14 protein-coding genes are annotated in these 11,455 nt (G+C 37.9%); 13 read left to right on the forward strand and 1 reads right to left on the reverse strand.

Annotated elements, in window-relative coordinates:
* Window positions 1-190: 190 nt before the first annotated feature.
* The 11 genes from ABES52_RS16415 to rsmI all read left to right on the forward strand — a co-directional run bounded on the left by ABES52_RS16415 (window position 191) and on the right by rsmI (window position 7,904).
* Complete coding sequence (locus tag ABES52_RS16415; protein ID WP_429652393.1) at window positions 191-391, forward strand: sigma factor G inhibitor Gin; 201 nt, start codon at window positions 191-193, stop codon at window positions 389-391.
* Window positions 392-497: 106 nt separating this feature from the next.
* The gene (locus tag ABES52_RS16420) at window positions 498-1,910 is read left to right on the forward strand and encodes an aminotransferase class I/II-fold pyridoxal phosphate-dependent enzyme (protein ID WP_429652394.1); all 1,413 of its coding nucleotides are present in this window, start codon (window positions 498-500) and stop codon (window positions 1,908-1,910) included.
* A 33-nt stretch (window positions 1,911-1,943) separates the two neighbouring features.
* On the forward strand, window positions 1,944-2,576 hold the full coding sequence (tmk, locus tag ABES52_RS16425; RefSeq protein ID WP_429652395.1) for a dTMP kinase: 633 nt from the start codon (window positions 1,944-1,946) through the stop codon (window positions 2,574-2,576).
* A gap of 356 nt (window positions 2,577-2,932) precedes the next feature.
* On the forward strand, window positions 2,933-3,262 hold the full coding sequence (locus ABES52_RS16430) for a cyclic di-AMP receptor DarA (RefSeq protein ID WP_429652396.1): 330 nt from the start codon (window positions 2,933-2,935) through the stop codon (window positions 3,260-3,262).
* A 40-nt stretch (window positions 3,263-3,302) separates the two neighbouring features.
* Window positions 3,303-3,743: a YaaR family protein gene (locus ABES52_RS16435; protein ID WP_429652397.1), complete on the forward strand. Its 441-nt coding sequence runs from the start codon at window positions 3,303-3,305 to the stop codon at window positions 3,741-3,743.
* Between the two features lie 11 nt (window positions 3,744-3,754).
* Window positions 3,755-4,759 carry a DNA polymerase III subunit delta' gene (gene holB, locus ABES52_RS16440; RefSeq protein ID WP_429652406.1) on the forward strand — a complete coding sequence of 335 codons (1,005 nt, stop codon included), beginning with the start codon at window positions 3,755-3,757 and terminating at the stop codon, window positions 4,757-4,759.
* Window positions 4,752-5,579: a competence/sporulation regulator complex protein RicT gene (ricT, locus tag ABES52_RS16445; protein WP_429652398.1), complete on the forward strand. Its 828-nt coding sequence runs from the start codon at window positions 4,752-4,754 to the stop codon at window positions 5,577-5,579. The genes holB and ricT overlap by 8 nt, the downstream gene beginning before the upstream one ends.
* Before the next feature lie 13 nt (window positions 5,580-5,592).
* The gene (gene yabA / locus ABES52_RS16450) at window positions 5,593-5,961 is read left to right on the forward strand and encodes a DNA replication initiation control protein YabA (protein WP_429652399.1); all 369 of its coding nucleotides are present in this window, start codon (window positions 5,593-5,595) and stop codon (window positions 5,959-5,961) included.
* A gap of 72 nt (window positions 5,962-6,033) precedes the next feature.
* Window positions 6,034-6,780 (forward strand): tRNA1(Val) (adenine(37)-N6)-methyltransferase, encoded by a 747-nt coding sequence (locus tag ABES52_RS16455; protein ID WP_429652400.1) that lies wholly within the window; start codon window positions 6,034-6,036, stop codon window positions 6,778-6,780.
* Entirely contained in the window at window positions 6,764-7,060 is a 297-nt protein-coding gene (locus ABES52_RS16460) for a GIY-YIG nuclease family protein (protein ID WP_429652401.1), read from the forward strand. Before ABES52_RS16455 ends, ABES52_RS16460 begins: the two co-directional genes overlap by 17 nt.
* Window positions 7,029-7,904: a 16S rRNA (cytidine(1402)-2'-O)-methyltransferase gene (gene rsmI / locus ABES52_RS16465; protein WP_429652402.1), complete on the forward strand. Its 876-nt coding sequence runs from the start codon at window positions 7,029-7,031 to the stop codon at window positions 7,902-7,904. Before ABES52_RS16460 ends, rsmI begins: the two co-directional genes overlap by 32 nt.
* 88 nt (window positions 7,905-7,992) lie before the next feature.
* On the opposite strand, the gene abrB is transcribed toward rsmI, so the two are convergent.
* Window positions 7,993-8,274 (reverse strand): transition state genes transcriptional regulator AbrB, encoded by a 282-nt coding sequence (abrB, locus tag ABES52_RS16470; RefSeq protein WP_429652403.1) that lies wholly within the window; start codon window positions 8,272-8,274, stop codon window positions 7,993-7,995.
* 549 nt (window positions 8,275-8,823) lie between these two features.
* Here abrB and metG point away from each other — a divergent pair.
* Both metG and ABES52_RS16480 read left to right on the forward strand, forming a co-directional pair.
* On the forward strand, window positions 8,824-10,779 hold the full coding sequence (gene metG / locus ABES52_RS16475; protein ID WP_429652404.1) for a methionine--tRNA ligase: 1,956 nt from the start codon (window positions 8,824-8,826) through the stop codon (window positions 10,777-10,779).
* A gap of 223 nt (window positions 10,780-11,002) precedes the next feature.
* The coding region (locus ABES52_RS16480) for a TatD family hydrolase (protein ID WP_429652405.1) at window positions 11,003-11,455 on the forward strand (453 nt) is incomplete at its 3' end.

Here is an 11,455-nt window from a genome sequence, read left to right on the forward strand (position 1 = left end):
GAGTAGGACGCTGCCAGGCAAAATAGGCCAAAGAGTGAAACTCTTTGGCTTTTTTGTTTATTTATAAAGTAAACATACACGGCTAATGGAAATAGCACATACATTATAAAACGAGAAAAATGATAATTTTTTGAATGTTGTATGCAAAAGGATTTTTCCGGATACAATGGAAGATATGGAGGTGGATGGGATGGAATCAACTGCTTTTACCGAAATGAGTGAGCGATGTGCAATCTGTGAAACACAGAAAATACAGGGGATCCATGTTAATCATGTGTATATTTGTAATGATTGTGAGCGCAAAATGATTCAAACAGACACGAATGACCCGGAATATCGGTATTTTGTACAGCAACTAAATAAAGCGTTTAAAACGCATATTTGTTCCTAACCAAACGTCTCATTTGTTTGGTTTTTTATTTTAGAACTAACATTTTCAATACATAAAATACTGTTAAAATAGAAGATGTGTATTATCTTAATGGAAGGGAATAAAGATGCCTCAAAATCGAACTCCGCTAATGGATGCGGTCCAACAAGTGATAAAAAAGAATCCTATTTCTTTTCATGTCCCTGGTCATAAGCATGGACAACTGTTTGATGGGGCTAGTTTAGCTTTTAAACAACACCTCTTACAATATGATATGACCGAGTTGAATGGTCTCGATGATTTGCATGCTCCAGAAGCGGCCATTATGGAGTCGCAACAGTTGCTAACGAAATTTTACAGAACGAAAGCAAGCTATTATTTAGTCAACGGTAGTACATCGGGGAATTTAGCGATGATATTAGCTACCTTTCGTGAGGGGGACCGGGTGCTTGTTCAGCGCAATTGTCATAAGTCTGTATTAAATGGTCTCGAGTTGGTAAAGGCAAATCCTGTGTTTATTGCTCCTACATATGACGAAACGTATGGAGTTCCTCGTGGGGTCAATGTCCGGACAGTTCGCGAAGTATGGAAGCAGTACGATGATATTAAAGGAATTATTTTAACGTATCCCAATTATTACGGAATGATATACGAACTAAAAGACATCATTGACTTTGCCCACGAACAACATGTTCCTGTTTTAGTCGATGAAGCCCATGGGCCACACTTTGTGCTTGGCTCTCCTTTTCCGAAAAGCGCTCTCCAATTAGGGGGAGATATCGTAGTCCATTCGGCTCATAAAATGCTTCCGGCGATGACGATGGGAAGTTTTTTACATATTAATAGTGATCGTGTCAGTAAAGAACGAATCGAGCACTTTTTATCGATTTTACAAACGAGTAGTCCATCATATCCGATTATGATTTCCTTAGAATGGTCTCGTTTGTATTTAGAACAATATTCCTTGGAAGATATAGAATATACAATGAACATGGTGACAACATTCACTAACGAAATTAAAAAGATGGATGGTTTCGATATTTTATTAGGCGATGATCCGTTAAAGCTCCTTCTTCGAGCTGAAGGTTATTCTGGATTTGAATTGCAAGCATTTTTAGAGGATTATGGTATTTATTCTGAATTAGCTGATCCTTATCAAGTGTTATGGATTTTCCCACTATTAAAGAAGGAACATACATATCCTCTTCATCGTGTAATTGACGTATTGGCTCGACTTCCTAAAAAAACAATGTTCAAAAGACGAGTCAATAAGTTTTTTATTCAACAAGTCACCGAGCTTGCTGTGCCGATACATCAGCAGCAATTGGAAACTGGTGAATGGGTACCATTGAAAAAAGCAATTGGTCAAATTGCGGATGGAATGATCATTCCCTATCCGCCGGGGATTCCACTACTTCTTCGCGGCGAACGAATTACCGAAGAAATCATTGTTGAAATTGAGCAATTATTAATGGAAGGATGTCATTTTCAAGGAAGCATAAACAAACAAAATGGGACCATCCGAATTATGAAAGTTTGAGATATGTGCGAGTGTCAAAAGGTGGTGTTAAAGATGAGAAAAGGCTTATTTATTACGTTTGAAGGGCCGGATGGGGCGGGAAAGTCAACCGTTATCCATCATGTAGGAGAAAAGATCAAACAAAATGGAGCCCATTTATTAATAACAAGGGAACCTGGAGGAATTGAGATTGCCGAGCAAATTCGCCAAGTCATCTTAAAAAAAGAAAATACGGCAATGGATTCTCGGACAGAAGCTCTGTTATATGCAGCAGCGCGTCGTCAACATTTAGCTGAAAAAGTGATTCCTGCTTTAAAAAGCGGTATCCATGTTTTCTGTGACCGATTTATCGATAGTTCACTAGCATATCAAGGCTATGCACGAGGTTTAGGTATTGAAGAAGTGTATCGGATTAATGAATTTGCGATTGATCAATATATGCCGGATATCACGTTTTACTTAGACGTTCCACCGGAAATTGGGTTAAAACGAATCGAAAAGCATCACGGCCGTGAAGTGAATCGATTAGACTTAGAATCACTTGATTTTCATCAAAAAGTAAGAGAAGGATACCAATTATTAATTCAGCAATTTCCTGAGCGGATCATCGTTATTGATGCGACACAGTCGCTTGAAAAAGTTGTGCAAGATGTCTATGAGCATGTGGAGAAGGTCATTCGCGAATAAAAAGTTGAGGTTCTTAATCAATTCGATTAGGAGCCTTTTTTATATGGCTATGTTATATTTCATTGTTGATTTTTAACAAGTTATTCACACGGCGGCGACTCCAGCGGGAACAAGAAGCCGCAAGACCCATACTTGGAGCGTAGCGAGGGAAGCGGCTTGCACCTTGCCCACGGAAAGCGTCCGCCTGAAAGCGAAATGTAAAAATATCAACAGTATCATTTAACAAAACCTTTATATAAAAAATGGTCTTACGCTTGTCTAAGCAGGCAGGAATGACCATGTCATAGAAAGAAAATAATTGATATAATAAAGGATAAGATCTTTCTGTTGGCCGTAGAGAGGAGGAAGTTTCGCTAATGAAACTGATTTTAGCCGTGGTCCAAGACCAAGATAGTAATCGATTATTACAAGCGCTAGTCGAAAATAATTTTAAAGCTACCAAATTAGCGAGTACCGGCGGCTTTTTAAAATCCGGGAATACGACGTTTATAATTGGAACGGAAGATATCCGAGTGGAACGGGCGTTACAAATTATTAAAGATAACTGTCAATCACGCGAACAACTGGTAGCACCAGTTTCACCAATGGGAGGAAATGCCGATTCTTATGTCCCATATCCGGTGGAAGTCGAAGTCGGAGGCGCCACGGTTTTTGTCTTGCCAGTTGAAGCGTTTCATCAGTTTTAAGCGAGAATTTCCTATATTCACATAGTCGGAGGCAATGATCATGAAAATTAATCACGATGTTCGTGTTGGTATGGATAAAATTCGCAATGAAACAATTACAGCTTCGACCACAACAAATCAATTTGCTCAATATGTTGTACAACAAGAGAAAAAATTACAAAGGGAACAACTGCACCGATTAATGATGGAGATTGATGAAGTAGGAGAGCGTTTATCTCGCTCCCGAAATTTTAAAGATTTAGCAAAATTTAAAACATTAGTGAAGCGGTTTGTTCGGGAAGCGGTAGAGTTTGGGATGGACTTGCGTCAATCGCATACGTTTAATCAATTTGGCGAGGGTCGAAGATTAAACATTGTCGAAACGATTGATGAGAAGTTAGTAGAATTAACGGAAACGGTGTTACAAAAGGAAAAGCAGTCCATAGACGTATTGGATCAAATCGGAGAAATTAAAGGACTATTAATTAATTTATATACGTAAGCGAGTGAGTCATTGTGACAACATGGGAACAGTTTGAAAATGTACAGCCGATTGTGATGCAAATGTTAAAAAACAGTTTGCGAAAAAATCGTACGGCTCATGCCTATATGTTTGAAGGGATGCGTGGAACCGGTAAAAAGGAAGCAGGGCTCTTGTTTGCCAAAAGCTTGTTTTGTCAACATGTAAAGGAAGGTTATTTACCGTGTGAAGAGTGCCATCATTGTAAACGTATTTCTAACGGCAATCATCCCGACGTTCATATCATTGAACCAGACGGGATGTCCATTAAGAAGGAACAAATAAAAGCACTGCAAGAGGAATTTACGAAAACCGGTGTCGAATCGAAAAAGAAGTTTTATATGATTGTTCATACGGACAAAATGACCACAAATGCGGCGAATAGTTTATTAAAGTTTCTAGAAGAGCCAAACTCAGAGACGACGGCGGTGTTAGTCACTGAACAAATTCATCGTATATTACCGACCATCATTTCCCGTTGCCAAGTGATCTCCTTTCACCCATTACCAAAAGATGTGCTTCAACAACAATTAGAACATGCGGGAGTGCACCCTCATTTTTCTGCTCTTTTGGCTCAGTTAACGAACAATACAAAGGAAGCGTTACAATTATCCAACGATGAATGGTTTGCACAAGCAAGAAAGATAGTGTTAAAATTATATGAAGTCCTTCATAAATCACCATTTGAAGCGATGGTATTTCTACAAATGGAATGGTATGAGCATTTTAGAGACAAGCAGCAGCTGGATCTCGGTTTAGATTTGTTGTTGCTTGTGTATCGCGACGTGTTGCATTATCAACTTGGAAAAGAAGCGTATCTTTTCCCAGATCAACAAGAAAAGCTCCAGTCTAGTGCCTTGCACGTGTCTGGAAAGAAGATCACCGAACAAATGAGCAGTATTTTAGAGGCAAAACGTCGTTTACATGTAAAAACCAATACTCAGTTATTAATGGAACAACTTGTTCTAAAGTTACAGGGGGGATCTTCCTTTGTATGATATTGTAGGTGTACGTTTTAAAAAAGCCGGTAAAATTTATTATTTCGATCCTGGAGATCTTCCAATAGAAAAAGATGATTACGTGATCGTGGAAACGGTCCGTGGAATAGAATACGGGAAAGTCGTTGTTGGACGAAAACAAGTGGACGAAAACGATGTCGTATTACCTTTAAAAAAGGTGATTCGCATTGCCGACCATAAAGATCGATTAATCGTTGAAGAGAATAAACAGGCAGCGGCTGAAGCATACGATATTTGTATGGAAAAAATCACTGAACACCAACTAGAGATGAAGTTAGTTGATGTCGAATATACGTTTGATCGTAATAAAATCATCTTTTACTTTACAGCTGATGGACGGGTAGATTTTAGAGAACTGGTAAAAGATCTTGCTTCCATTTTCCGTACACGTATCGAGCTACGACAAATTGGTGTGCGTGATGAAGCCAAAATGCTTGGCGGAATCGGTCCTTGTGGCCGAATGCTTTGCTGTTCTACTTTCTTAGGTGACTTTGAACCGGTATCGATCAAAATGGCGAAAGATCAAAATTTATCACTTAATCCAACAAAAATATCAGGATTATGCGGCCGATTAATGTGTTGCCTAAAATATGAAAACGACGAATATGAGTCTGCAAAAGAACAACTTCCGGATTTAGGAGAAATGATTGAGACTCCTCATGGTACTGGAAAAGTCGTTGGATTAAATATTTTAGAGCGGGTATTACAAGTTGAGTTGACCAATCAAGAACGAGTTCTAGAGTATACGCTTGAAGAAATTTTAAATCACGGTGCCATTTCAACCCAAGCCGCTGATTGATGAGGTGGATTACGTGGATAAAAAAGAGTTATTTGATTCGGTTAGTCATATGGAAATGCAAATTGGGCAATTATATCAACAATTAGGGGAACTAAAGCAAAAAATTGCTGAATTACTAGAAGAAAATAACTCCCTAAAGATTGAAAACGACCATTTACGTCGTCGATTAGAACGGTCTGAAAAGACAGAGTTAACAAAATTAGAAAAAAAGAATCTCTCTCGTTCAAAAGACGACCAGGATAGATCAATTGATATTGGCGAGGGTTATGATAATTTGGCACGGTTATATCAAGAAGGGTTTCACATTTGTAATATCCATTTCGGTAGTCCACGTAAAGATGAAGACTGTTTATTCTGTTTGTCTTTTTTAAATAAAAAATAAGTCATTTTTTGCCTTCCATTGTCGGAAGGCTCTTTTTTCGTAAGGTTCGAACAATGATTGGGGGCAGATGAGATGATTTCATTAAAGGATGATGAACGTTTAGATTATTTACTGGCCGAAGATTTACGTATTATTCAAAGTCCGTCAGTGTTTGCCTTCTCGTTAGATGCGGTGTTACTCGCTCGATTTGCCTATGTTCCGATTCAAAAGGGAAATATTATCGATTTGTGTACGGGTAACGGTGTGATTCCACTATTACTCAGTACTAGAACAAAAGGCACCATTACTGGTGTGGAAATACAGGAACGGTTATATGATATGGCGGTACGTAGCATTCAATATAATCAGTTAGAGGACCGTCTACATATGATTCACGGGGATTTAAAAGATATGCCAAAACAACTTGGGTATGGAAAATTTGATGTTGTCACTTGTAATCCGCCGTACTTTCCTACCCCTTCAAAAGACGAGATTAATGAAAACGAACATTTAGCTATCGCTCGACACGAGATTTACTGTACGTTGGAAGATGTGATTAAAACGAGTAGCGACCTGTTACGCCAAGGTGGAAAGGCAGCTTTTGTTCACCGACCTGGGCGTTTGATGGATATTTTAACGTTGATGAGAAAATATCGTTTAGAACCGAAGCGCCTTCGATTGGTGTACCCGAAGCAAGGAAAAGAAGCGAACACGATTTTAGTAGAAGGAATAAAAGACGGAAAACCAGACTTAAAAATTTTACCGCCGCTTTTTGTCTATACCAATCACAACGAATATACAAAGGAAGTGCGTCACATTTTATATGGAGAACAAGCATAACCACTTTTTTTATGTGCTAAAGTGTCGTGATGGGACCTTTTATGGAGGATATACATCGAATCTTCAGCGTCGTATCAAACAACATAACGAAGGAAAAGGTGCAAAATATACACGAGGGCGAACGCCAGTGGAGCTTCTTTATTGGAAAGCTTATGCGACAAAGGGAGAAGCATTACGAGCGGAATATCAATTTAAGCAATTAAAGCGAAAGGATAAAGAACGGTTCATTGAGAAAGCGAGGGACCATGATGAACAGACAAAAGAGCTACGAAAAGAATGATGCAACAGGAACTTTATATTTAGTGCCAACTCCCATTGGGAATTTAGAAGACATGACGTTTCGAGCGATTCGGATGTTAAAAGAAGTCAATGTCATTGCAGCGGAAGATACAAGGAATACAAAAAAATTAGCTAACTACTTCGAAATATCAACACCGATTGTAAGCTACCATGAACATAATAAAGAAAGAAGCGGCCAGCAACTAATAGAACGGTTAAAAAACGGAGAGGATGTAGCGTTAGTCAGTGATGCGGGGATGCCGACCATTTCCGATCCTGGAGTTGAATTAGTTCAACAAGCAATTGCCGAACAAATTCCCGTCGTTCCATTACCGGGAGCCAATGCTGCTCTTACGGCGTTAATTGCTTCAGGAATAGCAACACAACCTTTTTATTTTTACGGATTTCTTCACCGAAATAAAAAAGAGAAAAGAGAAGAACTGGATCAATTAAAAAATCAAAAAGCTACGTTAATCTTTTATGAAGCTCCTCATCGACTAAAAGAAACGCTTCTCCTTATGAAAGAAGTGTGGGACGACCGCCAAATCGTTCTTTGTCGTGAATTAACGAAAAAATTTGAAGAGTTTTTGCGTGGGACTCTTACAGAAGCAATTGAATGGGCGTCTTCGGAAGAGGTCCGTGGTGAATTTTGTATCGTCGTTGAGGGAGCGAAAGAGGGAAGTTCAGAAAGTGAAGATGAGATGTGGTGGACGCCGTTGTCTATCATTGAACATGTACATGCTTATATCGAAAACGAACAGATGTCGGCGAAAGATGCGATTAAACAAGTAGCCAAAGATCGTTCGATGCCAAAACGGGAAGTATATCAATTATATCATCAATAATAAGAAAGGAGGCTTTTTATGTGCCTCCTTTATTCGATATGTGTAGTGAATGGTGGTAGTGTTGATGATAAGGATTGTATTGTAAAAATTAATCTAAGTTAAAAGTGCTTTTAATTTCTTTCATTAATTGTTCTGCGCCTTCACGGCTTAAGATTAGTTTTCCATCAGCAAACTTCACGTTGTCATCAGAAACTTCGCCAGTAACTTGGCAAGTCATGTTCGGCTTATATTTTTTAAGAATAATTTTTTCATCGTCTACGTAAATTTCTAAAGCGTCTTTTTCAGCAATACCAAGTGTACGACGTAATTCAATAGGAATAACCACACGACCAAGTTCATCAACTTTACGAACAATACCAGTAGATTTCATGTTTACTATTTCTCCTCTCGATTTTTTTTCTATTATAATTCGTCATTATTCGACATTTTTCTTAAGATGTTTTTATCATACCAGCCATTCCCATATTCGTCAATAATTTTATCCATCATTTTTTTTTATATTTTTTTCCAATAAGATGTTGATATATCAACGTTTTATACGCTATTATGCTGAATTCATAATATTTTGTGAATAATTTTTTGTAATTAATTTGGAAAAAAGAAATTCGACAAAGTGGTTAAAATCTTTATTTTTTCGACAAAATCCGACAAAAACGTCGACGAGTTTTCTTTAAGGGAAAAATGTTGACGAGAACAGCTATCTGAAGTTGCATAATTGTCATATTTTATGTATATTTTGGAGATATAAGAGGTATAGTTGTGGTATAAAAGGTTGGAACGCCCTGTTAGTCTTCGAAGAAAAGCTCTCGCATTGGGCGAGAGCTTTTTCACTTATCCTTTTACATACGGAAACGTTCAACCTTTTTTTATAAATACGCCATAACAAAGGTTTTAGAAATGAATTAAAGGAGGGTAAAAGATGAAAGAAAAAAAGACGTTTTATTTAACGACACCGATTTATTACCCAAGTGGGAATTTACATATTGGTCACGCGTACACGACCGTGGCAGGTGATGCAATGGCCCGTTATAAAAGAATGCGTGGGTATGACGTTATGTTTTTAACCGGAACCGATGAGCATGGGCAAAAGATCCAACGAAAAGCGGAAGAAAAGGGAGTTACACCGCAACAATATGTAGATGAAATTGTTGCTGGTATTCAAGAGCTCTGGAAAAAGCTTGATATTTCTTATGATGATTTTATTCGGACAACGCAAGAACGACATAAAAAAGTTGTCGAAAAAATATTTAAGCGCTTAATTGATCAAGGTGATATTTATTTAGATGAATATGAAGGTTGGTATTGTACCCCTTGTGAATCGTTCTTTACCGAACGGCAACTCGTAGACGGCAATTGTCCTGACTGTGGACGCCCAGTAGAGAAAGTCAAAGAAGAATCGTACTTTTTTAGAATGAGTAAATATGTGGACCGCTTGTTAGAATACTATGAGAAAAACCCACAATTTATCCAACCAGAATCTCGGAAAAATGAAATGATTAATAACTTTATTAAACCAGGTTTAGAAGATTTAGCTGTTTCACGGACGACGTTTGATTGGGGAATTAAAGTTCCTGGTGATCCAAAACATGTCATCTACGTGTGGATTGACGCGCTGACTAACTACATTACGGCTCTCGGTTATGGTACGGATAATGAAGAAAAGTTTCGAAAGTATTGGCCAGCGGATGTACATCTCGTCGGAAAGGAAATTGTTCGTTTCCATACGATTTATTGGCCAATTATACTTATGGCGTTAGATTTACCGTTGCCGAAGAAAGTATTTGCTCACGGCTGGTTATTAATGAAAGATGGAAAAATGTCCAAATCAAAAGGGAATGTTGTTGATCCAGTAACGCTCATCGATCGTTACGGACTTGACCCATTACGTTACTACTTACTTCGAGAAGTACCGTTTGGTGCAGATGGTGTATTTACGCCAGAAGGATTTGTCGAGCGAATTAACTTTGACTTAGCTAACGATTTAGGAAACTTACTAAACCGTACGATTGCGATGATGAACAAATATTTTGATGGAGTCATTCCAACTTATACTGGTTCTCAAAACGAGTTTGAAAAAGATTTAGTGCGAATGAATGAGGAATCTGTTAAAAAGTATGAAGAAGCGATGGAAGACATGCAATTCTCTGTTGCCTTATCAACTGTATGGCAATTAATTAGCCGCACGAATAAATTTATTGATGAAACGCAACCGTGGATTTTAGCGAAGGATGAAGCGAAACGAGAAGAATTAGGTCGCGTCATGGTTCATTTAGCGGAATCTCTTCGTCGTATTGCGGTGTTACTCCAACCGTTCTTAACCGAAACACCGAAAAAAATATTCCAACAACTCAATATTACAGATCAAGAACTCATGACATGGGAAAGCTTGCAATCTTTTGGCCGTATTCCTGAAGGCACTAAAGTTGTAGGAAAAGGAGAACCAATCTTCCCACGATTAGATTTAAATGAAGAGGTTGAATATATCAAACAGCAAATGCAAGGTAATACCAAACAAGATGAGAAAAAGGATGACAAAGAAGAAGAGAAAGCGGACATGATTTCCATCGATGACTTTATGAAAGTCGAACTGCGTGTGGCAGAAGTTATTCACGCGGAGCCTGTAAAAAAAGCTGACAAATTATTAAAGCTACAACTCGATTTAGGGGATGAAAAACGACAAGTAGTATCCGGTATTGCGAAATACTATCAACCAGAAGAGTTAATTGGGAAAAAAGTCATTTGCGTAACAAATTTAAAACCGGTTAAATTACGTGGAGAATTATCTGAAGGAATGATTTTAGCTGGTGAAAAAGACGGAGTATTATCGTTAGCTTCTGTAGACCAATCTTTACCAAACGGAGCAAGAGTAAAATAATAATGTTATTCTAAAATAACATAGAGATGTTTCACGTGAAACATCTCTATGTTTTTGTTTAATCTTGTTTTGTTCATAAAAAGCGATAATATAACATGATTTTTTGTTTTCAATTTTTTTTGGGTATGTAATTAAAAACTGTGAAAAAAGACATTATATATATAGTAGAAAATAATATAATTTTCATATTAATAAAATAAGTAACAAGAAGGAGTGAGTCATCGTGTTATTTGATACGCACGTTCATTTAAATGCCGATCAGTTTGAAGAAGATGTTGAACAAGTGATAAAACGTGCCAAAGAGGTTGGCGTCGACAAAATGGTAGTCGTTGGATTTGATCGAAAAACAATTGAAAAGGCAATGAAGCTCGTGGAAACATTCGAAGGACTTTATGCGAGTGTCGGATGGCACCCGGTTGATGCCATCGATATGACGGATGAAGATTTAGTATGGATTGAAGAGCTCACAGGGCATCCAAAAGTAGTCGCATTAGGAGAAATGGGGCTTGATTATTATTGGGACAAGTCGCCAAAAGAAGTTCAGAAAGAAGTGTTTCGAAAGCAAATTCAATTAGCCAAAAAAGTAAAACTTCCAATTATTATTGGCTCTCTGTCAATTGTGGTGGTGCAAATATTTCCAATACTCTCTCTTTGGAAGGAATGTAGGTTAACCTAC

The sequence above is a fragment of the Aeribacillus pallidus genome, from assembly GCF_050478865.1.
Lineage (GTDB): Bacteria > Bacillota > Bacilli > Bacillales > JACDOC01 > JACDOC01.

What these genes read in the sequence shown, in the direction of transcription:
- metG (WP_429652404.1), top strand. Translation starts at nt 8,824, where the DNA reads ATGAAAGAAAAAAAGACGTTTTATTTAACGACACCGATTTATTACCCA.
- ABES52_RS16460 (WP_429652401.1), top strand. Translation starts at nt 6,764, where the DNA reads ATGGAGAACAAGCATAACCACTTTTTTTATGTGCTAAAGTGTCGTGAT.
- ABES52_RS16455 (WP_429652400.1), top strand. Translation starts at nt 6,034, where the DNA reads ATGATTTCATTAAAGGATGATGAACGTTTAGATTATTTACTGGCCGAA.
- ABES52_RS16430 (WP_429652396.1), top strand. Translation starts at nt 2,933, where the DNA reads ATGAAACTGATTTTAGCCGTGGTCCAAGACCAAGATAGTAATCGATTA.
- ABES52_RS16415 (WP_429652393.1), top strand. Translation starts at nt 191, where the DNA reads ATGGAATCAACTGCTTTTACCGAAATGAGTGAGCGATGTGCAATCTGT.
- abrB (WP_429652403.1), bottom strand. Translation starts at nt 8,274, where the DNA reads ATGAAATCTACTGGTATTGTTCGTAAAGTTGATGAACTTGGTCGTGTG.
- ABES52_RS16420 (WP_429652394.1), top strand. Translation starts at nt 498, where the DNA reads ATGCCTCAAAATCGAACTCCGCTAATGGATGCGGTCCAACAAGTGATA.
- rsmI (WP_429652402.1), top strand. Translation starts at nt 7,029, where the DNA reads ATGAACAGACAAAAGAGCTACGAAAAGAATGATGCAACAGGAACTTTA.
- ABES52_RS16435 (WP_429652397.1), top strand. Translation starts at nt 3,303, where the DNA reads ATGAAAATTAATCACGATGTTCGTGTTGGTATGGATAAAATTCGCAAT.
- tmk (WP_429652395.1), top strand. Translation starts at nt 1,944, where the DNA reads ATGAGAAAAGGCTTATTTATTACGTTTGAAGGGCCGGATGGGGCGGGA.